Raw genomic sequence first — 19,770 nt, forward strand, 5'->3', positions numbered from 1 at the left:
GCATATTTGCCAGCCGACGGAATGTAAATCCATGACCCGATTGCCCCCCAAGACAGCCAGTGCATTTACCCGTATGGCACCTTTGGCGTTGTATGGCCTGACCTTGATGCCGTTTGCTGTGGCGCTGCTTTTGCCTGCACAGGCCACGGCGCAAAGCCAGAACATCAGCTATCAGATCGCAGCCGGTCCTTTGGGTACGGCGCTCAGTCTGTTCGCCACTGAGGCCAACGTCACTCTGTCATTTGACGCGGCACACACTCAGGGTCTGAAGTCCCAGGGGTTGGTGGGTACTTATTCTGTAGAGGACGGGTTGGCGCGGCTTTTGGCAGGCAGCGGCCTGCAAGCTCAGCGTCAGGCCAATGGTGGTTACGTGCTGGTGCCGGCTGCAACGGGTTCGGCATTGGAGTTGGGGGCTACAAGCATTCGCGGTCTGGGCTTGGGCAGCACTACCGAGGACTCGGGTTCCTACAGCACCGGTGCAATGCAGACAGCAACCAAATTACCTTTGACCATGCGCGAGACGCCGCAATCGGTCACGGTCATCACCCGCCAGCGCATGGATGATCAGGCGATGGTCAACCTGGAAGATGCACTGAAGAACACCCCCGGCGTTACGGTGCAGAAATTCAGCGCGGTGCGCCCGTTGATTTATTCCCGGGGGTTTCAGGTAGAAAACCTGATATACGACGGGCTTGCCACGGCCTATGACGGCGACTTCGTGCCATCACCTGATCTGGCGATGTACGACCGGGTAGAGATCGTGCGTGGTGCAACGGGCTTGATGCAAGGTGCCGGTACGCCGTCGGCGGCGATAAATCTGGTCAGAAAGCGTCCGACCCGAGAAACCAAAGTCAGCGTCAGTGGCAGCGTCGGCAGTTGGGATAACTACCGTACCGAACTGGATGCCTCGGGGGCGCTTAACGAAGAAGGTACAGTGCGCGGGCGGGTAGTCGGCAGCTACAACGACAAGAACAGTTTTCGGGATGTTGAGTCAAACGAGCTGGGCCTTTTCTACGCTATTGGCGAGGCCGACCTTAACGACAATACGACGCTGACCTTCGGTAGCTCGTATCAGAACGACAATAACAACACCACTTGGGGCGGTATTCCGGTGGACGCTGATGGCGGCGACCTTCATCTGTCACGTTCTTCCTATTTCGGCAACGACTGGGAATATTGGGACAAGGACACCAGAAGCGTATTTACCGAACTGGACCATCGTTTCGATAACGGCTGGAACTTGCGTCTGGCGGCGATCAAGAACTGGACTGACTCTGACATTCTCGCCTCGTTCCTGCGACCTGTGGGCAACACCTGGCAGCAGCGTATCGTCGAGCAAAACTCCGAGTACGAACAGACCAGCTATGACGCGTTTGCCAGCGGTCCCTTCCAGATGCTGGGGCGCGAACATGAGCTGGTGCTGGGCAGCAGCTGGCGTAAGTCACTCAAGGAAACCAATGGAGGGTACGCGCCAAACGTGAACGGCATCGTCCTTGGTCAGTGGGATCCCAGCGCCAATCCTCGGCCTAGTGTGACTCACACCTATGGCACGCTCACCGATATTGAACAGAAAAGCGTCTATGTCACCACCCGCTGGAGCCTGGCCGACCCGCTCAAGCTAATCCTTGGGGGGCGCCTTGACTGGTATGACTACAACCAGGACATCCTCAATAACCCAAGCACCAACTTTAAGGTCACTCGAAATGTGACCCGTTATGCCGGGTTGATCTACGACCTCAATGCCAACCACTCGGTGTATGTCAGCTACACGGATATCTTCCAGCCGCAAACCTCTCAAGATACCAGTGGCAAGATATTGGAGCCCATCACGGGCAAGAACTATGAGGTCGGCATCAAGGGCGAATACTTCGACGGCACGTTGAACGCCAGCGCTGCGGTATTCCAGATCGATCAAATGAACCGCGCGCGTGAAGTAGACAACCCTGCGCTGACCTGTCCGACGTATCCGGGCATTTCGTGTTACGAGGCTTCCGGAAAAGTACGCAGCCAGGGCATTGATCTGGAGGTCAATGGTGCACTCACGCCGAATTGGCAGGTGGGTGCCGGTTACACATTTACCGAAGCCAAGTACAAGAGCGATTCCGATCCGGCCAATGTGGGGCGCCTGTTTGACACCGACCTGCCTCGCCACTTGTTCAAGCTTTCAACCAACTACCGGCTGCCGGGCGATCTGAACAAATGGCATGTTGGCGGTGCGGTCTATAGTCAGACACGCACCTACAACGTCGGTACTTATCTGAACCAGCCGACTACAGTCGAGCAGGACGCGTTCACGCTGGTTGACCTGATGACTCGCTATCAGGTCAACCCGAATCTTTCGACCCAACTGAGTCTCAACAATGTGTTCGACAAGGTTTACTACGAAGGCCTGGCTAGCGCTCCATTTGGTGGCCGCAGCGTGTATGGCGCGCCGCGTAACTTTACTTTGTCGGCCAAGTACGAGTTTTAAAAGTCCAGACTCACCGCCAGATTCACCCCTTGCTGCGTCACGTCATCATTCTTGCGCCAGTTGTAATCGGCCCGCAGGCTCAAGTCTTGGGTCAGTTTCTGGCTGATGCCAAGAGTGGCGCGGTTCAGGTCTCGCTGCGGCGTGTGGCCTTCAAGGGTGAAGTCATTGAACGGCAGGCTGTTCAAGGCGATGGTCACCTGCTGTTGATCCGTTTCAAACTCCCGCTCATGGGCTACTTCGGCGAACAACTGCGTTGTGGGGGTGACCTGAAACTTGCCTTGTAAACCCGCGCCCAGACGTCGAGACTTACGAGTCTGGTCATCAAAGGTCAGCGCCGTTGAGCGAGTGCCCTTTTCTGAATAACCATTCACGCTCACATGTGCGTAGTCGGCACTGATAAAGGGCGATAAATGCCAGCTACTGCTTGCGCCAGCAATATCAAACCCTAGCCGCGCACTGGCTCCCCAGATTTCGCCATCGGTATCGCCTTTCTCATTACCTTGACTGACACCGAGTGCGAACTTGCGCTCAGCGTTCTCGTAATCCAGATATCCACCTGAAGCTGCAAAATCACCCCACCAATGGTTAGCCTGATACTGGACAAAGGCAGTCGCCAGATAGCTATTGAGTTTGTAGTCCGAATCCCGATCCCCGGCATCCAGTTGTTGTCGATAAGCTCCACCCACCATGCCGACTCGCCAATGATCAGCGAGGCGATAACTTCCGCCGAGGGTCATGTTGTAGCCTTTGCCATCCGCTTCTGCTGAGTTGTCCTGCGCATCAAAGTCCATTTTCTGACCACCCGCCGCGACAATGGCACGCCACTGGCCGACGCCTTGCCAGTTTCCCCAATCCGCGAGCCATTGGCTGCGCAATTCATCCTGTTGTGAACGCAACGTGCCGGTGGCCATTTCCGGCAGCAGGCTTATTTCCCAAGGCGCTGCTAACAGCGAGTAGGCATAGTCGGCAATAAGGCGCTGCCCTGTTACTGTTGGGTGTACACCGTCATTGAACAACAACTTGCTAGGATCTGGCGTGCCGCTGTTCAGGCCATAAGCGCTGTTCTCTTGACAGCTGTTACCGTTGAAACAAGTCCCTACCAGATCCTGATCGGCTGCCAGGCCGAAGCGCGCCGGGTTATCCAGGGTTTCGGATAAGAAGCGTGGAATGTTCAGCGGGATAATCTCGGCGTCGATTTGCGCAAGTCGGCTTACCAGCTGCGCGTTGAACGTCCCGCTGAGGATTGAGGTGATGGGCTCAAGGATGGTGCCCGACACTGCTGGCGTCTGGCCGATGTCCGGCAGCAGCCAGACCATGATGTACTTCGCCCCAGCCTGTTGCAGGACCTGTGCGCTGTCCGCCAGCCTGTTGGCAGCGTCCCGGGATTGCGACAGACTCAACACCCGACCTTGTAGAAAGTCGTTACCTCCACCGGTCAGGTAATACAGCGCGTTAGGGTCTGCACGAAAGTTATTGGCCACCAGATAGCCCGGTCGCGTCCGATAAACAGTCCCGTCATCCGGATCGACGATGTTGGACTGCGACGTGATCGCCTCGTAGATCTGATCTGTGCGGTCGCCGCCGACCGCCCAGTTGTTTCCGTCCGCCACACCCAGCGCAGCGTTGACCGGGGACGTGGATGCCGCGAGGTCGCCTGGCGCAATATTGAGTTTCAGGCCCAGTAAGGTCGATGAGTTCAAACCGAAAAACTCACCGCTTCCGTCCTGATAGGTGGGGCCGGTGCGGTTGGTGAAGCGTAACGTCGCTCCGTTTGGGCCGTCAGCATCGGGAAATTGCCCGGCATCGGCCAGGCTGTCACCGAACACCACCATGGTTGAATAGGGCGAGGGCGCTGCCCAGCTGGAAGGGCAAGTGTAAACAAGCAGGCAGGCGGCGAGCGCCGTAAACCGTCGGGGGCTGAACATTGTCGGATTCCTATTTGTTGTTTTTATGGCTTTACGAAAAAAGTAGCTAGCTGGACCACGAACGATAGGCCAAAAAGTCATTAACCGCCCGACGGTGATTTTTGCGATCGATTTGTATCCGCGGCTTTACAGTGCTGGCGATTTAATGACTCAAAGTATGGATTTTGCTCTTCATGCTTAGGCTATGTGATATTGCACGCCACTCCCCGGTACGCTAATGTGCCGGGACGTAGAAATGAGACCTCCCCTGTGTTGATCGTCAGCAAACTCTTGATGCGTGTTATCAAGGCTCACGCCCGTTGGCGTTGGCGCGCCTGACTTATTCTCTTCCGGCCTGTCCGGACCTCCTGATACGCCTTTAAAACTCTGCCCTGCCGCTTTTCCGGGTCTCTCCCCGGTCGTTAAACTAGCGGGCACTCAATCGGCAGCGATTTTGAAGGTTGAAAAAATAGTCAGTAATTCAATGGGTTTAAGCCAAATGCTGCTGATGATCGATAACTATGATTCCTTTACCTACAACGTCGTGCAGTACTTCGGTGAGCTGGGTGCCGACGTCAAGGTGATCCGCAACGACGAATTGACTGTCGCCGAGATCGAAGCCCTCAAGCCTGAGCGCATCGTCGTATCGCCCGGTCCTTGTACCCCTAATGAAGCGGGCGTCTCGCTGGAAGTGATCAAGCACTTCGCGGGTAAACTGCCGATTCTGGGTGTATGCCTGGGCCATCAGTCGATCGGTCAGGCTTTCGGCGGTGATGTGGTGCGTGCCCGTCAGGTCATGCATGGCAAGACCAGCCCGGTGGTTCATGAGGATCACGGCGTGTTCGAAGGGTTGAATCACCCCCTCACCGTTACCCGTTATCACTCGCTGGTGGTCAAGCTCGATACGTTGCCTGAGTGCCTTGAAGTGACGGCCTGGACTGCGCTGGAAGATGGCTCCAAGGACGAAATCATGGGCCTGCGCCACAAGACGCTGAATATCGAGGGGATCCAGTTCCATCCCGAATCGATTCTGACCGAACAGGGCCATGAGCTGTTCGCCAACTTCCTCAAGCAAACCGGCGGCACCCGTCAGGGTTAAGGATTCTTTTATGACTAAGCCAATGGACATCAAGACCGCTTTGGGGCGTGTTGTCGATAACCTGGATTTGAGCACTGCCGAGATGAGCGACGTCATGCGCGCCATCATGACCGGCCAGTGCACAGAGGCGCAGATCGGCGCTTTCATGATGGGCATGCGCATGAAGAGCGAGAGCATCGATGAAATCGTCGGTGCGGTTTCGGTCATGCGTGAGCTGGCTGACAAGGTTGAGTTGAAGACTCTTGATGGTGTAGTTGACGTTGTCGGTACTGGCGGCGACGGCGCAAACATCTTCAATGTTTCGACGGCCTCTTCTTTTGTAGTTGCCGCAGCCGGATGCACGGTTGCCAAGCACGGTAATCGTGCGGTCTCTGGCAAAAGCGGTAGTGCCGACCTGCTCGAAGCCGCGGGCGTCTACCTGAACCTGACCCCCGTACAAGTGGCGCGCTGCATTGACAGCGTGGGCATCGGTTTCATGTTCGCCCAGGCTCACCATGGTGCGATGAAGCATGCTGCAGGTCCGCGTCGTGATCTCGGCCTGCGTACTCTATTCAATATGCTCGGCCCGCTTACGAATCCGGCCGGTGTCCGCCACCAAGTAGTTGGCGTATTCAGTCAGGCTTTGTGCCGCCCGTTGGCCGAAGTCCTGCTTCGTCTGGGTAGCAAGCATGTGTTGGTGGTCCATTCTCAGGACGGGCTGGATGAATTCAGTCTGGCGGCGCCAACGTTTGTGGCTGAACTTAAAAATGGTGAAGTGACCGAATACTGGGTGCAGCCTGAAGACTTGGGGATGAAAAGCCAGAGTCTGTTTGGTTTGAGCGTTGATGGCCCTGAGGCTTCGCTGGTATTGATCCGCGACGCGCTGGGTCGCCGCAAAACCGAACAGGGCCAGAAAGCGGCTGAAATGATTGTGCTCAATGCAGGCGCAGCCCTCTATGCTGCTGATCATGCCTACACGCTCAAAGAAGGTGTCGAGTTGGCTCACGATGCGCTTCATACCGGGCTGGCCCGGGAGAAGCTTGAAGAGTTGGGTGCCTTTACCGCGGTATTCAAGCAGGAGAATGAAGGATGAGCGTGCCTACAGTTCTGGAGAACATCCTCGCCCGCAAGGCCGTGGAAGTCACGGCTCGCAGTGCGGCAGTCAGTCTCGCTGAAGTCGAAAAACTGGCTGCGGCGGCTGATCCAGTCCGCGGCTTTGCCGACGCACTGATTAAACAGGCCAAGAGCAAGCAGCCGGCGGTCATTGCCGAAATCAAAAAAGCGTCGCCGAGCAAGGGCGTGATCCGCGAGAACTTCGTACCTGCCGACATCGCCAAGAGCTACGAAAAGGGCGGCGCGACCTGCCTCTCGGTGTTGACCGATATCGATTATTTTCAGGGTGCCGATGCTTATCTGCAGCAGGCGCGTGCCGCGTCCAAGCTGCCGGTGATTCGTAAGGATTTCATGATTGATCCTTATCAAATCATCGAAGCCCGTGCCTTGGGTGCTGACTGTGTGCTGTTGATCGTTTCTGCTCTGGACGACGTCAAGATGGCAGAGCTGGCCTCGGTGGCGAAAAGCGTCGGGCTGGATGTACTGGTCGAAGTGCACGACGGCGACGAGCTGGAACGCGCCTTGAAAACCCTCGACACTCCATTGGTCGGCGTCAACAACCGTAACCTGCATACCTTCGAAGTGAGCCTGGAAACCACGCTTGATCTGCTCCCGCGTATTCCTCGTGATCGTCTGGTCATCACTGAAAGCGGCATTCTTAACCGTGCCGATGTCGAGTTGATGGAAATCAGCGATGTGTATTCTTTCCTGGTGGGCGAAGCCTTCATGCGTGCCGAACATCCAGGTGATGAATTGCAGCGCTTGTTCTTCCCTGAGCGCGGTACACCGCCGGTGCGCAGCTCTACGCTGGACTGATCATTTTGGGCGTTGCTTCGACAGGTGTTACAGAGGATCAACATGTCTGATTCAGTCATTGATATCTGCGTCGAAGCTGGCCTGAAAGCCGAACAGGATCTGCTCGCCTCGGTCTGCGCCGGGGAGACCGATTTCGCTCTGCTGCTCTGGCGCCCGAATGATCGGGCGCTGGTGATGCCTCGCCGTATGAGTCGCCTGCCTGGCTTTGTCGAGGCCAGCGAAACGCTTGCAGACAGTGGCTGGCCGATTCTGTTGCGGGAGACCGGTGGCGAGCCGGTGCCGCAATCATCCGCCACCGTGAATATCGCCCTGGTTTACGCTCAGCCTAAAAGTGATCCTGATCGTGACCGTATTGAAATTGCCTACCGCCGGTTGTGTCAGCCGATTCTGGATGTCTTGAATGAACTGGGTGGCGCGGCGTCGTTGGGGGAGGTGGACGGTGCGTTCTGTGATGGCCGCTTCAACGTTAACCTCGATGGCCGCAAGATGGTCGGCACTGCCCAGCGCTGGCGCCAGAGCCAGGGTGGGCTGAGGCCGGTCGTGCTGGCCCACGGTGCATTGCTGGTCGATAACGAACGGCATGAAATGGTTGCCGCCGTTAACCGTTTCAATGAAATCTGCGAGCTTGACCAGCGAGTGAGAGCGGACAGCCATATCGCGTTGTGCGAGGCGTTTGCGGTTGAGGGTGTGTTGGAGAGGTTGTCGAGCACTTATCAGACAGACCTGTCGGATTTGGGGCGTGGCCTCTAGCAAAATATACAAATAATTGAGTTGAAACGCGTTCCTGTGGGAGCGGTGCTTGCCCGCGACAAGGTCAACTAACGTGATCTAAGGCGAATCGTGTCCAGCCAGATCGCGGGCAAGCACCGCTCCCACATTTGTCCGGCGCATAACTGCTGCACGAGGCGCCTCAACGCGTTCCGAACACCACCATCGTCTTGCCTTTGACGTGGACCAGCTTCTGTTCTTCCAGGGCCTTTAACACCCGGCCCACCATTTCACGTGAACATCCTACGATGCGTCCGATCTCCTGACGCGTGATCTTGATCTGCATGCCATCAGGATGAGTCATTGCATCCGGCTGCTTGCACAAATCCAGCAATGTGCGGGCTACCCGGCCTGTGACATCGAGAAATGCCAGATCGCCGACTTTGCGGGTGGTGTTGCGAAGCCGCTCAGCCATCTGGCCGCCAAGTGCGTAGAGGATTTCAGGTTCCAGCAGGGATATCTCACGAAATTTGCTGTAGCTGATTTCGGCGATTTCGCATTCGGTCTTGGCGCGTACCCACGCACTACGTTCTCTTTCTTTTCCGGCAGGCTCAAACAGCCCGAGCTCGCCGCAAAAATCGCCTGAGTTAAGGTAGGCAACGATCATTTCCCGACCTTCATCGTCTTCGATCAAGACAGTGACAGAGCCTTTGATGATGTAGAACAGGGACTCGGAACGATCCCCCGCACAAATGATGTTGGACTTCGCCGAAACGCGCCGGCGCTGTGCGTGAGCCAGAAACTTTTCCAAATGCTTGGTCTTGGATGACAGGGGAATAGCTAGCATTCTTTAGTCCTGAAAAAGTACATCGCCGGAGGCATTCTTAGCGTTATCGGCAGCAGATTGCATTTAGCCAGCTTTTTGGACCTCATTTGAGTCCATTTCCGAAATTTCCTACACGTTAGTCGTGAAATGGAATCTATAGGCGTGCTCAGAGCGCGGCTGTCGCTGTGCTAAGCTGGCCGCCTTTTTAGCAGTGGAGCCCCAGGCGATGAAAGCACGCATTCAATGGGCTGGTGAAGCCATGTTCCTCGGCGAATCCGGCAGTGGTCACGTGGTTGTGATGGATGGTCCGCCCGAGAGCGGTGGTCGTAACCTGGGCGTGCGCCCTATGGAGATGGTGTTGATCGGCCTTGGCGGTTGCAGCAACTTCGATGTGGTCAGCATTCTGAAGAAGTCGCGCCAGCCGGTCGAAAGCTGCGAGGCTTTTCTGGAAGCCGAGCGCGCCACTGAAGATCCGAAGGTGTTCACCAAGATTCATCTACATTTTGTCGTCAAGGGTCGCGGCTTGAAAGAAGCTCAGGTCAAGCGCGCCATCGAGTTGTCCGCCGAGAAATACTGCTCGGCTTCGATCATGCTGGGCAACGCCGGCGTCGAGATTACTCACGACTACGAAATCATCGAGTTGGGCTAAGACACCCAATTATCATAAAAGCGGCGCACACTCTGGCAGACAGCTCCTGACGTCTGCATAATGCGCCCCTTTTTCAGGGAGCAGGATGCGCAGGTTGTTTGCGGCCGCTCCCGAACAGACAACCAAAATCGCCACCGCGAAGAGGTGTTAACCGTCCTACGCAGCTGAGCTTCGCTCAACTGACGGGCATGCTTGATCACGTGGCCTGGGCCGCACATATATAGAGAGTTTTTAACGGTGAAAAGCAAACTCAAGCTCCACGGGTTCAATAACCTGACAAAGACCTTGAGCTTCAACATCTACGACATCTGCTATGCGGAAACCCCGCAGGACCAGCAGGCCTACGTCGAGTACATCAATAGTGTGTACGACGCAGAACGCCTGACGCGGATTTTGACTGATGTCGTCGATATCATTGGCGCCAACATCCTCAACATTGCCCGCCAGGATTACGATCCTCAAGGCGCCAGTGTGACGATTCTGATTTCCGAGCAGCCGGTAACACCTACCGAAAGCCAGATCGAAGAGTCGCCAGGCCCATTGCCGGAAACCATTCTGGCGCACCTCGACAAGAGCCACATCACTGTCCATACCTATCCGGAAATTCACCCGGTGGACGGTATCGCGACGTTCCGTGTGGACATCGACGTGTCAACCTGTGGGGTGATTTCACCGCTTAAAGCGCTGAACTATCTGATTCACAAGTTCGAATCGGACATCGTGACGGTCGACTATCGTGTGCGCGGCTTTACTCGTGACGTTGAAGGCAAGAAGCACTTCATCGACCACGAGATCAACTCGATTCAGAACTACCTTTCTGAAGACACGCGCGACAGTTACCAGATGACTGACGTAAACGTGTATCAGGAAAACCTGTTCCACACCAAGATGCTGCTCAAGAACTTCGAACTGGATAATTACCTGTTCGGTGATGCGACCAGCAATCTGTCCCCTGTGCAGCGTGATCAGGTGACCTCCAAGGTCAAACACGAAATGCTGGAAATCTTTTACGGTCGCAACGTTAACGTCGCCGTTTAACTTTCCACGCAAAAGAAAGGCGCCCGATGAGGGCGCCTTTTTTGTGCTCGCAATTTACTGGATTCAGATCCGGTAAGTGCTTTTGGTCATGACCTTGGCCAGCACGCTCATGCCAAATCTGACCGGTGCAGGGAAGCGGAAGCCGCCTGCATCCAGCGCGCTTTGCGCATGGTGCTCTTCGTCAGCGCGCATCTGCTCGAGGATCGCGCGAGATTTTTCGTCTTCGGCGGGAATTTGCTCAAGGTGTTCATCCAGGTGTTTGCACACCTGATCTTCAGTGGCTGCAACGAAGCCCAGGCTGACCTTGTCGCTGATCAACCCCGCTGCGGCACCAATGCCGAAGGACAGCCCGTAAAACAACGGATTGAGCACGCTGGTGTGGCTGCCCAACTGATGAATACGTTGCTCGCACCAGACCAGATGGTCGATTTCTTCCTCGGCGGCATGCTCCATGGATGCGCGTACATCAGGCAGTTTGGCAGTGAGCGCCTGCCCCTGATACAGCGCTTGGGCGCAGACTTCGCCGGTATGATTAATGCGCATCAGACCCGCAACGTGCCGGGTTTCTTCATCGTTCATTTTGACTTCAGGTTGAACGAGGGCAGGCGAGGGGCGTTGGGAGTATCCCTTGGACGGCAACAGTGTGCGCATCGCTGCGTCGGCTTGCAAAAGGATACGGTCGATAGGGGAGTAGTGACGTTCGGTAGCCATGGGCACCTCCGGAAAAACCATTGGGGCCAGTCTACCCCAATCAGCCGTGTGAGGCTTGAGCTGGATCAGCTGGCTAGAGCCCTTCGGACTCCAGCCGTGCTGCAAGTATTTGAATATCGTGATTAACCCGGCGGCCAGTTCATCTGACGCTGACCCAGAACATGCATGTGAATGTGATAGACGGTCTGCCCGCCCAGCTCGTTGCAGTTCATGACGACGCGAAATCCGTCGTCGCAGCCCAGCTCTTTGGCCAGACGTTGTGCAGTGAAGAGGATGTGACCGGCGAGGCCCTTGTCTTCTTCTGTCAGGTCATTGAGGGTGCGAATCGGTTTTTTCGGGATGACCAGAAAATGAACCGGTGCCTGGGGGGCAATATCGTGAAAGGCCAGCACTTGATCATCTTCGTAGATGATCTTGGCCGGTATCTCGCGGTTAATGATCTTGGTGAACAAAGTATCCACAGCCATTTGCTCCTTGTGGTGGATGGAACGTGCAGATGAATGGACCGCCCCGAGTGTACTGAGGGGATTGGCCCGCGCCCAGCATTTGTCGGTTAGCGCGAACACACGGACTTGTTGATCAGCCCGGCAATGCAGCGACTCATCCAGCGCGAAACCATCCGTGGGCTGAACGCGATCAGTCTGTTACGCCATCCTGGAATGATCACTGCTCGGTTTTTAGCCAGAGCGCGAACGGTATACAGCGCGACTTCTTCGGGGCTCATCATTTTCTGATCGCCGCTTTTACCTACTTGAAGCTGGGCTGTACGGAAAAAGCCGGTGCGTGTAGGGCCAGGGCACAGGACCGAAACCTTGATCCCGTTTTTCTTGACCTCTTCGCGCAACCCTTCCGAGAAATGCAGCACGTAGGCTTTGCTGGCGTAGTAGGTGCTCATCCATGGCCCGGGGCTGAACGCCGCCACGGATGCGACGTTGAGAATCTGCCCGCCACCCTGCAGCGCCATCAGGTTTCCGACCGTGTGGCACAGGCGCGTGAGGGCCAGAATGTTCAAGTCGATCAAGTCCTGCTCCTGTCCCCAGTCCTGAGCCAGAAATGGACCGGACGTTCCGATACCGGCGCAATTGACCAGCAGATCGATCTGGTGTGCACCTTCTTCCAGTTCCAGCAGAAAACCCGACAGGCGCAATGGCTCGCCCAGGTCACAGGCGCGAATGAGCACCTCTACGCCGAAGCGCTGGGTCAGTTCGATAGCGATCGTCTCCAGCAGGTCGCGCTGGCGGGCAACCAGTAACAGGCTGCGCCCTCTGCGTGCCAAGGCTTCGGCCATGGCCAGGCCAATTCCGCTGGTTGCCCCGGTGATCAAGGCGTAACGGGTCATGCGGTTCTCCGTTGGACGTATTGCGAGCCGCGGAGTTTAGTCCGGGGCGTAGACATCAGGCTATTGATCGTCATCAGGCAGCGACTGCTCGTATTGAGTTGTGACGTCAGATAGCTCTTCTTTGAGTAAATGGACTCCCCCAGTCAGGCTGGAAATCACAGAGATGCCAATGAAGAAGATCCACATGCAGGCCAGCAGGATGACGCCGCGGTTATTAGGGGGCGGCGGCGGGCCATAGCGGTTAGTGGTTTTATTGCCCGGTGCGAGAACAAGCAGCAGAGGCAGGACGAAACCTATGTAGGGCACCACGTACAAACACAGCAACCAGGCGGACCATCCTGCGTCGTGCAGCCTTTGAGCACCTATCTGGAGACCGACCAAAAAGAACGCAGCTCCGACGACCGCCAGCAGTAGGCCGCCTCCGACCAGTGAGGCGCTCATGATGACTGAACATATGCCGGCAGCAATAAACCCTGTCACCACTAGCACTGAGATCCACGCCAGATAACGCACGCGACCAATCCGACCCTGAAAGCTGAAGATCTTCAGGTCTGAGTGCTCTGTCTCGGCATCAATCACACTTGCGCGGGGGGGCGCGTAAGGGGAGTTCGGTTGTGATTGAGCGGCATAAGGCGCCGGTGAGCTTTCTTCAACTTCTTCGATGTTCAAGCTTATGAGGGGGTCGGTTTCGATGCGCGCTTCAACCCCAGCATCATTGAGCGCATTGAGATAGACCTGAGCGTCGGCCTGAGTCAGTCCGCGCTTGAGTGCAACGGGCTTGCCATTGAACAGCTTGTCTACGGCGGTGACTTCACTTTTGAACAGTCGAGCAAGATTGAGCTTGGCCGTCTGCAACTCAACACCGTTGCGCAACTGACCTTCGAACACAATCTTGAACAGCGGGGTGGTCATGCTTGGCTTCCTTGTCACAACAAAAAGGCGACGTGGACCGATGTAAGGTGCGGTCGGTCCAGTCATTAGTTAGAAGGGCTTGACCACCACCAGAATGACGATTGCCAGCAGGATCAATACAGGGATTTCGTTGAACCAGCGATAAAACACATGGCTACGGCCATTCTCGCCCCGGGCGAAACGTTTGACCTGTGCGCCACACACATGGTGATAGCCGATCAGCAGAACAACCAGTGTGAGCTTGGCATGCATCCAGGCCTGACTCATGTATCCCGGTACCAGGGCAATAAGCCAGATACCAAAAATCAGCGTCGCAATCATCGCCGGGCCCATGATGCCCCGGTACAGCTTGCGTTCCATGGTGCAGAAACGTTCGCGGCTAACGGCGTCCTCGCTCATCGAGTGGTAAACAAAGAGTCTTGGCAGGTAAAACAGCCCTGCGAACCAACAGACTACTGAAATGATATGAAAAGCTTTGATCCATAAAAGCATTTTTAGTTATTCCCAGGTTCACGGTATGCAAATAGTAGTGGCTTGAGCGCCCATACGTCACGTTGTCGGTTGTCGCAGACGCGTTAGGCCCATATTATCGACGGCTTTCCAGTTGGTACGTAGAGGGCAGGTTATGGTCAAGGTCGGTATCGTCGGCGGCACGGGTTACACCGGTGTCGAGTTGCTGCGTCTGTTGGCGCAGCATCCGCAAGCTGAAGTGGTCGTTATCACTTCTCGATCCGAGGCAGGTCTTCCTGTTGCTGATATGTACCCTAATCTGCGCGGTCATTACGATGGTCTGGCGTTCAGCGTGCCTGACATCGCTACCCTGGGGGCATGCGATGTAGTGTTCTTCGCCACGCCTCATGGTGTCGCGCATTCCCTGGCGGGCGAACTATTGAACGCTGGCACGCGGGTCATCGATCTATCTGCCGACTTCCGCCTGCAAGACTCGGTGGAGTGGGCCAAGTGGTACGGTCAACCCCACGGCGCGCCAGAGCTGCTCAAGGATGCGGTTTATGGTTTGCCTGAAGTTAACCGTGAGCAAATCAAGCAGGCTCGCCTTATCGCTGTGCCGGGCTGCTATCCAACCGCAACGCAACTGGGGTTCCTGCCATTGCTGGAAGCCGGGCTTGCCGATAACATGCGTTTGATTGCCGACTGTAAATCCGGTGTCAGTGGAGCGGGTCGCGGCTTGAGCATCGGCTCGCTGTATTCCGAGGCCAATGAAAGCTTCAAGGCTTATGCCGTCAAAGGCCATCGTCACTTGCCGGAAATCACCCAAGGGCTGCGTCGCGCGGCTGGCGGCGATGTCGGTTTAACCTTCGTCCCGCACCTGACGCCAATGATTCGCGGTATTCACTCCACGCTGTACGCCACAGTGGTCGACAAGTCGGTTGATCTGCAGGCCTTGTTCGAGAAGCGTTATGCCGACGAGCCGTTTGTGGATGTGATGCCTGCTGGCAGCCACCCGGAAACCCGCAGCGTGCGTGGGGCCAACGTTTGCCGTATTGCGGTCCACCGTCCGCAGGGGGGAGATCTGGTCGTTGTGCTTTCGGTCATCGACAACCTGGTCAAGGGCGCGTCGGGCCAGGCCGTACAGAACATGAACATCATGTTCGGGCTGGACGAGAAGCTGGGTCTGTCCCATGCCGGGATGATGCCTTAGAAGCGGTCTTTAGCTTCAAGCTTCAAGCCTCGAGGGGTTGGTGCGACCACTTGCAGCTTGAGGCTTGAAACTTGCCGCTGCTCTGGAATAGTTGACCAATTTTCTGGGAGAAGCGGATAATGCGCGTCATTACGCATTATGACGGCTTAGCGCCGGGAGATATTTAACATGAGCGTCGAATCCTTCACTCCAACGGCTTTGCAATTCACCCATGGTGCTGCGCACAAAGTGAAGACTCTGGTCGATGAAGAGGGTAACGATCGCCTGAAGCTGCGTGTGTTTGTAACAGGCGGCGGTTGTTCAGGTTTTCAGTATGGTTTCACTTTCGATGAAGACGTTGCCGACGATGACACCATTGTTGAGCGCGAAGGCGTGAGCCTTGTGGTCGACCCGATGAGCTTCCAGTACCTGGCGGGTGCTGAAGTGGATTATCAGGAAGGTCTGGAAGGTTCGCGTTTCGTTATCAAGAACCCGAACGCTTCCACTACGTGCGGCTGCGGGTCTTCATTCTCGATCTGATCGTTCTGCACAAATAAAAACGCCGCGCTAATGCGCGGCGTTTTTGTTCGTCTGGAGTCAGGCCGGGTAGATAGCGCCCAGCACTCGCAGACCTTGTGCACCCGTGACGGTCGGGCGATTAGCAGGTACGCCTTCGAGGCAGCAATGAGCGAGCCACGCAAACGCCATGGCTTCAACCCAGTCAGGATCAACGCCGAAAGCAGCGGTGCTGCTGACTTTGGTATTGGGCAACAACTCGGCCAGACGATTGGTCAGCGCAACGTTGTGCGCTCCACCGCCACAGATCAGCAGTTCTTTGGTTTCCGATTGGGCCGATTGCAAGGACTCGGTAATCGCCAGAGCCGTCAGCTCCATCAACGTCGCCTGTACGTTTTCGGCCGAGAGCGTCGGCAACTGGAAGAGATGGTGGTGCAGCCAGCCAAGGTTGAACACCTCTCTGCCTGTGCTCTTCGGACCTTTAGTCAGGAAGAACGGATCGCTGAGCAGCGCTTTCAGCAGTGCAGGATCAACCGTACCGCTCGCGCCCCATGCACCATCACGGTCAAAACCTTCACCACGCTGTGACTGAATCCACGCATCAAGCAACACGTTGCCTGGGCCGCAGTCGAAGCCGGTTACCGGTCGGTCCAGCTCGATCAGGCTCAGGTTGCTGAAACCGCCAATATTGAGGACGGCGCGACGGTCTTTATTGTCGTCGAACAGCGCCTCATGGAACGCAGGGACCAGAGGTGCGCCCTGACCGCCCGCAGCAATATCGCGACGGCGGAAGTCGCTGACCACGGTGATTTCTGTCAGCTCCGCAAGCAGGGCCGGGTTGCCGATCTGGATGCTGAAACCGCGAGCGGGCTCATGGCGAATAGTCTGACCATGGCTACCAATGGCGCGAATCTGCCCGGCAACCATGCCTTGCTGAGTCAGGAGCGTAAGCACACCTTCCGCTGCCAGACGAACCCACTTCTGCTCGGCAATCGCCGCGCGAGCCAACTCGTCCGGCCCGCTGGAGCAAAGCCCCAGCAACTCTGCGCGCAAGTCTTCCGGCATCGGGATGTAGTGAGTTGCCAACAGTCTTGGCCGGTCATCCTGCTCAACAAGGGCGATATCGATCCCATCGAGACTGCTGCCGGACATCACACCTATATAAAAGAACGCCATGGCTTATCGTTTGCTCGAGGCCAGCATGGTGGCCTTTTCCTGATCCATACGAGCCATCAACGGCTGGCTCTGCTGCATGAACCGCTGTTTTTCGGATTTGGCGATCGGATCCGCCATCGGCAATTTGCGACCTAGTGGGTCGACGTGCACGCCATTGACCTGGAACTCATAGTGCAAGTGCGGACCTGTCGACAGACCGGTAGTACCAATATAGCCGATCACCTGACCTTGCTTGACGGTCCCGCCAGTCTGAATGCCTTTGGCAAAGCCCTGCATGTGACCGTACAGGGTACGGTAGGTTTCGCCGTGCTGAATGATCACAGTGTTGCCGTATCCACCACGGCGACCAGCGAGTAAGACCTTACCGTCACCGGTGGCTTTGATCGGTGTGCCACGCGGAGCAGCGTAATCGACGCCTTTGTGCGCGCGGATCTTGTTCAGGATGGGGTGCTTGCGGCCCATGGAGAACATGGAGCTGATACGGGCGAAGTCGACCGGCGTGCGAATGAACGCTTTGCGCATGCTGTTGCCGTCGGCGGTGTAGTAATTGGTGTTGCCTTGTTTGTTGGTGTAGCGAATGGCGGAGTAGGACTTGCCCTGATTGGTAAAGCGCGCAGAAAGGATATTGCCAGTGCCAACCGTTTTGCCGTTGATGACCTTCTGCTCGTAGATAACGTCGAATTCGTCACCCTTACGGATGTCCTGAGCGAAGTCGATGTCGTAGCCAAAGATATTGGCCATGTCCATCGTCATGGTGTGCGACAGGCCTGCGCGCTGGGCGGACTGCGACAGGGAATTGGTGATTACGCCGTGTATATAGGCCGTGCGTACATCCGGCTTGCTGATTTCACGATTGAATGTGAAGCCGCTGCCCGTTCTGGACAGGCTGATGCTTTCCAGCTGGCTGAGCTTGGTGTGCAATTGCTTTAGCTGGCCTTCAGGGGTCAGCTCAAATTGCAGGACCTGACCGTTTTGCAGTCGGCTGAATTGCTTCGCCTCCTTATTACTGGCAATGACCTCGTGCACTGTCGCTGCCGGAAGGCCGACTTTCTCAAACAGGGTGGACAGGGTGTCGCCTTTGGCTACGGTGACTTCCCGGTGATTGGGATCTTTAGCTGCAACGGCAGTAGCTGCAACGTCTCCGGATGTCTGTGCTTCGTTCGCCGCGGTGTCTTCTGCCTGCTCATCGCCATTGTCGATCTGGGCGAATGGAGATTCTGTTGCCGATTGTGTGGCTTCAGTTGTTTCCAGAGCGTCTTGGTTAGGTGCGCTCTGATCAGCAGGCGCTTCCATATCAAGATTCAAAACAGTTTTTTTGGCTTCGACTTCGCTTGAGGGGAAGACCAAGAGTGCCAGGCTCAGAAGGGCGGCAATGCCGCTGGCTGCGAGCAGGTGGGTCTTGGGATAAAGCGGTGGCGCTTTAGGCGGCGTGTCTATCATAGGTAATTTGACTTTGAAAAAAGATGAATTGGAAAAGATGAATGACATGATGAAGATGAAATAACTGTATAAAATATAACCAAAACCTGTGCGAAGCAACCCTGTGGATGAATCGGTTTTCGATTCGTCCCTTGGCGCTGGGCAAAACTTGTAATTGGGCGCTGATCTTGTATGGTTGGTCCCCTTTTGAAAACGGCTATTAATAGGGGATGGATATGAGGTCGGTTGAAGAGCAGCTGGCGCTGATCAAGCGCGGGGCGGATGAGCTTTTGGTTGAGGCCGAGCTTGTTGCCAAGCTCAAGCGTGGTCAGCCACTGCGTATTAAAGCCGGATTCGATCCTACAGCGCCTGACCTGCACCTGGGTCACACCGTGCTTATTAATAAGCTGCGTCAATTCCAGGAGTTGGGTCACCACGTCATATTCCTGATTGGTGACTTCACCGGCATGATCGGTGATCCGAGCGGCAAGAGCGCGACGCGTCCTCCACTGACTCGTGAGCAGGTTCTCGACTACGCAGAAACCTACAAGTCCCAGGTGTTCAAGATCCTTGATCCGGCCAAGACCGAGGTGGCTTTCAACTCCACCTGGATGGACAAGCTGAGTCCTGCGGATTTCATTCGTCTGTCGTCCCAATACACCGTGGCCCGGATGCTTGAGCGTGATGATTTCGACAAGCGCTATAAAAGCAGTCAGCCGATCGCGATCCACGAATTCCTCTATCCGTTGGTGCAGGGCTACGACTCTGTCGCTCTGCGTTCCGACGTTGAGCTGGGCGGCACCGACCAGAAGTTCAACTTGCTGATGGGGCGCGAGCTGCAGCGCGCTTACGGGCAGGAAGCACAATGCATCCTCACCATGCCTTTGCTGGAAGGTCTGGATGGTGTGAAGAAGATGTCCAAGTCTCTGGGTAACTACGTAGGGATTCAGGAAGCGCCGGGCATTATGTATAGCAAGCTGGTTTCCATTCCTGATGCGCTGATGTGGCGTTACTTCGAACTGCTGAGCTTCCGCTCTATGGAAGAGATCAATGGCTTCAAGGCCGATTGCGAGAAGGGTGCAAACCCGCGCGACATCAAAATCAAGCTGGCTGAGGAAATCGTTGCTCGTTTCCATGGCGAAGAGGCAGCTGCCAGTGCGCACCGCTCCGCGGGCAATCGTATGAAGGATGGTGAGCTGCCGGACGATTTGCCGGAAATCTCAGTAAGTGCCCCTGAAGATATGCCCATCTCGGCCGTCCTTAATAAGGCAGGCCTGGTTAAGAACTCTGCAATGGCCAGGGATCTGCTTGCTTCCGGTGGTGTGCGTATAGATGGTGAAGTTGTGGATCGCTCGTTCGTCTTTAAAGTAGGGGCGACCCATGTTTGCCAGGCTGGCAAGAAGGCATTCGGGCGTATTACGCTGGTTTTGGAATAAAGCTGTAATTAAGGGTTGAC

19 protein-coding genes are annotated in these 19,770 nt (G+C 55.9%); 10 read left to right on the top strand and 9 right to left on the bottom strand.

Annotation, left to right across the window (positions count from 1 at the left end; all coding sequences use genetic code 11):
- The first annotated feature begins 31 nt into the window (after positions 1-31).
- Entirely contained in the window at positions 32-2,470 is a 2,439-nt protein-coding gene (locus AUC60_RS14860; protein WP_238599584.1) for a TonB-dependent siderophore receptor, read from the top strand.
- On the opposite strand, the gene estP is transcribed toward AUC60_RS14860, so the two are convergent.
- Positions 2,467-4,395 (bottom strand): esterase EstP, encoded by a 1,929-nt coding sequence (gene estP, locus AUC60_RS14865; protein ID WP_087268732.1) that lies wholly within the window; start codon positions 4,393-4,395, stop codon positions 2,467-2,469. The genes AUC60_RS14860 and estP overlap by 4 nt on opposite strands.
- A gap of 478 nt (positions 4,396-4,873) precedes the next feature.
- Here estP and AUC60_RS14870 point away from each other — a divergent pair, with 478 nt between their 5' ends.
- Genes AUC60_RS14870 through AUC60_RS14885 form a run of 4 tightly spaced genes read left to right on the top strand, consistent with a single transcriptional unit; the run spans position 4,874 to position 8,131 of the window.
- Positions 4,874-5,473 carry an aminodeoxychorismate/anthranilate synthase component II gene (locus AUC60_RS14870; RefSeq protein WP_087268735.1) on the top strand — a complete coding sequence of 200 codons (600 nt, stop codon included), beginning with the start codon at positions 4,874-4,876 and terminating at the stop codon, positions 5,471-5,473.
- A gap of 22 nt (positions 5,474-5,495) precedes the next feature.
- Positions 5,496-6,545, top strand: a complete 1,050-nt coding sequence (gene trpD / locus AUC60_RS14875) for an anthranilate phosphoribosyltransferase (RefSeq protein WP_087268787.1) — start codon at positions 5,496-5,498, stop codon at positions 6,543-6,545.
- Positions 6,542-7,381 carry an indole-3-glycerol phosphate synthase TrpC gene (trpC, locus tag AUC60_RS14880; protein WP_087268738.1) on the top strand — a complete coding sequence of 280 codons (840 nt, stop codon included), beginning with the start codon at positions 6,542-6,544 and terminating at the stop codon, positions 7,379-7,381. The genes trpD and trpC overlap by 4 nt, the downstream gene beginning before the upstream one ends.
- Positions 7,382-7,423: 42 nt before the next feature.
- Complete coding sequence (locus tag AUC60_RS14885) at positions 7,424-8,131, top strand: lipoate--protein ligase family protein (RefSeq protein WP_087268742.1); 708 nt, start codon at positions 7,424-7,426, stop codon at positions 8,129-8,131.
- 160 nt (positions 8,132-8,291) lie between these two features.
- Here the strand turns inward: AUC60_RS14885 and crp are convergent, their stop codons facing one another.
- On the bottom strand, positions 8,292-8,936 hold the full coding sequence (gene crp / locus AUC60_RS14890) for a cAMP-activated global transcriptional regulator CRP (RefSeq protein WP_087268745.1): 645 nt from the start codon (positions 8,934-8,936) through the stop codon (positions 8,292-8,294).
- A 205-nt stretch (positions 8,937-9,141) separates the two neighbouring features.
- Between crp and AUC60_RS14895 the strand changes: the two genes are divergently transcribed.
- Both AUC60_RS14895 and speD read left to right on the top strand, forming a co-directional pair.
- On the top strand, positions 9,142-9,564 hold the full coding sequence (locus tag AUC60_RS14895; RefSeq protein WP_027900665.1) for an OsmC family protein: 423 nt from the start codon (positions 9,142-9,144) through the stop codon (positions 9,562-9,564).
- Between the two features lie 237 nt (positions 9,565-9,801).
- Positions 9,802-10,602: an adenosylmethionine decarboxylase gene (gene speD / locus AUC60_RS14900; RefSeq protein ID WP_087268748.1), complete on the top strand. Its 801-nt coding sequence runs from the start codon at positions 9,802-9,804 to the stop codon at positions 10,600-10,602.
- A gap of 63 nt (positions 10,603-10,665) precedes the next feature.
- Here the strand turns inward: speD and coq7 are convergent, their stop codons facing one another.
- From coq7 to hemJ, 5 genes are all read right to left on the bottom strand, one after another.
- Complete coding sequence (coq7, locus tag AUC60_RS14905) at positions 10,666-11,313, bottom strand: 2-polyprenyl-3-methyl-6-methoxy-1,4-benzoquinone monooxygenase (RefSeq protein ID WP_087268750.1); 648 nt, start codon at positions 11,311-11,313, stop codon at positions 10,666-10,668.
- A gap of 122 nt (positions 11,314-11,435) precedes the next feature.
- Complete coding sequence (locus AUC60_RS14910; protein ID WP_087268790.1) at positions 11,436-11,774, bottom strand: histidine triad nucleotide-binding protein; 339 nt, start codon at positions 11,772-11,774, stop codon at positions 11,436-11,438.
- Positions 11,775-11,866: 92 nt separating this feature from the next.
- Positions 11,867-12,652, bottom strand: a complete 786-nt coding sequence (locus AUC60_RS14915) for an SDR family NAD(P)-dependent oxidoreductase (RefSeq protein WP_087268753.1) — start codon at positions 12,650-12,652, stop codon at positions 11,867-11,869.
- Positions 12,653-12,712: 60 nt separating this feature from the next.
- Complete coding sequence (locus AUC60_RS14920) at positions 12,713-13,564, bottom strand: DUF805 domain-containing protein (RefSeq protein WP_087268756.1); 852 nt, start codon at positions 13,562-13,564, stop codon at positions 12,713-12,715.
- A gap of 69 nt (positions 13,565-13,633) precedes the next feature.
- Positions 13,634-14,056: a protoporphyrinogen oxidase HemJ gene (hemJ, locus tag AUC60_RS14925; RefSeq protein ID WP_087268759.1), complete on the bottom strand. Its 423-nt coding sequence runs from the start codon at positions 14,054-14,056 to the stop codon at positions 13,634-13,636.
- A 133-nt stretch (positions 14,057-14,189) separates the two neighbouring features.
- Between hemJ and argC the strand changes: the two genes are divergently transcribed.
- Positions 14,190-15,224, top strand: a complete 1,035-nt coding sequence (argC, locus tag AUC60_RS14930; protein WP_087268762.1) for an N-acetyl-gamma-glutamyl-phosphate reductase — start codon at positions 14,190-14,192, stop codon at positions 15,222-15,224.
- Between the two features lie 168 nt (positions 15,225-15,392).
- Entirely contained in the window at positions 15,393-15,743 is a 351-nt protein-coding gene (erpA, locus tag AUC60_RS14935; RefSeq protein ID WP_027900658.1) for an iron-sulfur cluster insertion protein ErpA, read from the top strand.
- A 57-nt stretch (positions 15,744-15,800) separates the two neighbouring features.
- Here erpA and AUC60_RS14940 read toward each other — a convergent pair whose 3' ends face one another.
- Both AUC60_RS14940 and AUC60_RS14945 read right to left on the bottom strand, forming a co-directional pair.
- The gene (locus tag AUC60_RS14940; RefSeq protein ID WP_027900657.1) at positions 15,801-16,895 is read right to left on the bottom strand and encodes an anhydro-N-acetylmuramic acid kinase; all 1,095 of its coding nucleotides are present in this window, start codon (positions 16,893-16,895) and stop codon (positions 15,801-15,803) included.
- Positions 16,896-16,898: 3 nt separating this feature from the next.
- On the bottom strand, positions 16,899-18,335 hold the full coding sequence (locus AUC60_RS14945) for a peptidoglycan DD-metalloendopeptidase family protein (protein WP_087268765.1): 1,437 nt from the start codon (positions 18,333-18,335) through the stop codon (positions 16,899-16,901).
- Between the two features lie 215 nt (positions 18,336-18,550).
- Between AUC60_RS14945 and tyrS the strand changes: the two genes are divergently transcribed.
- A complete protein-coding gene (gene tyrS / locus AUC60_RS14950) occupies positions 18,551-19,750 on the top strand; it encodes a tyrosine--tRNA ligase (protein ID WP_087268768.1) in 1,200 nt (399 codons plus the stop codon).
- The last annotated feature ends 20 nt before the right edge of the window (positions 19,751-19,770 follow it).

The organism is Pseudomonas caspiana, assembly GCF_002158995.1.
GTDB classification, from domain to species: Bacteria; Pseudomonadota; Gammaproteobacteria; order Pseudomonadales; family Pseudomonadaceae; genus Aquipseudomonas; species Aquipseudomonas caspiana.

What these genes read in the sequence shown, in the direction of transcription:
- trpC (WP_087268738.1), top strand. Translation starts at nt 6,542, where the DNA reads ATGAGCGTGCCTACAGTTCTGGAGAACATCCTCGCCCGCAAGGCCGTG.
- coq7 (WP_087268750.1), bottom strand. Translation starts at nt 11,313, where the DNA reads ATGGCTACCGAACGTCACTACTCCCCTATCGACCGTATCCTTTTGCAA.
- AUC60_RS14870 (WP_087268735.1), top strand. Translation starts at nt 4,874, where the DNA reads ATGCTGCTGATGATCGATAACTATGATTCCTTTACCTACAACGTCGTG.
- AUC60_RS14945 (WP_087268765.1), bottom strand. Translation starts at nt 18,335, where the DNA reads ATGATAGACACGCCGCCTAAAGCGCCACCGCTTTATCCCAAGACCCAC.
- erpA (WP_027900658.1), top strand. Translation starts at nt 15,393, where the DNA reads ATGAGCGTCGAATCCTTCACTCCAACGGCTTTGCAATTCACCCATGGT.
- AUC60_RS14860 (WP_238599584.1), top strand. Translation starts at nt 32, where the DNA reads ATGACCCGATTGCCCCCCAAGACAGCCAGTGCATTTACCCGTATGGCA.
- crp (WP_087268745.1), bottom strand. Translation starts at nt 8,936, where the DNA reads ATGCTAGCTATTCCCCTGTCATCCAAGACCAAGCATTTGGAAAAGTTT.
- AUC60_RS14895 (WP_027900665.1), top strand. Translation starts at nt 9,142, where the DNA reads ATGAAAGCACGCATTCAATGGGCTGGTGAAGCCATGTTCCTCGGCGAA.
- tyrS (WP_087268768.1), top strand. Translation starts at nt 18,551, where the DNA reads ATGAGGTCGGTTGAAGAGCAGCTGGCGCTGATCAAGCGCGGGGCGGAT.
- hemJ (WP_087268759.1), bottom strand. Translation starts at nt 14,056, where the DNA reads ATGCTTTTATGGATCAAAGCTTTTCATATCATTTCAGTAGTCTGTTGG.
- AUC60_RS14885 (WP_087268742.1), top strand. Translation starts at nt 7,424, where the DNA reads ATGTCTGATTCAGTCATTGATATCTGCGTCGAAGCTGGCCTGAAAGCC.
- AUC60_RS14920 (WP_087268756.1), bottom strand. Translation starts at nt 13,564, where the DNA reads ATGACCACCCCGCTGTTCAAGATTGTGTTCGAAGGTCAGTTGCGCAAC.
- AUC60_RS14940 (WP_027900657.1), bottom strand. Translation starts at nt 16,895, where the DNA reads ATGGCGTTCTTTTATATAGGTGTGATGTCCGGCAGCAGTCTCGATGGG.
- estP (WP_087268732.1), bottom strand. Translation starts at nt 4,395, where the DNA reads ATGTTCAGCCCCCGACGGTTTACGGCGCTCGCCGCCTGCCTGCTTGTT.
- trpD (WP_087268787.1), top strand. Translation starts at nt 5,496, where the DNA reads ATGGACATCAAGACCGCTTTGGGGCGTGTTGTCGATAACCTGGATTTG.
- AUC60_RS14915 (WP_087268753.1), bottom strand. Translation starts at nt 12,652, where the DNA reads ATGACCCGTTACGCCTTGATCACCGGGGCAACCAGCGGAATTGGCCTG.
- argC (WP_087268762.1), top strand. Translation starts at nt 14,190, where the DNA reads ATGGTCAAGGTCGGTATCGTCGGCGGCACGGGTTACACCGGTGTCGAG.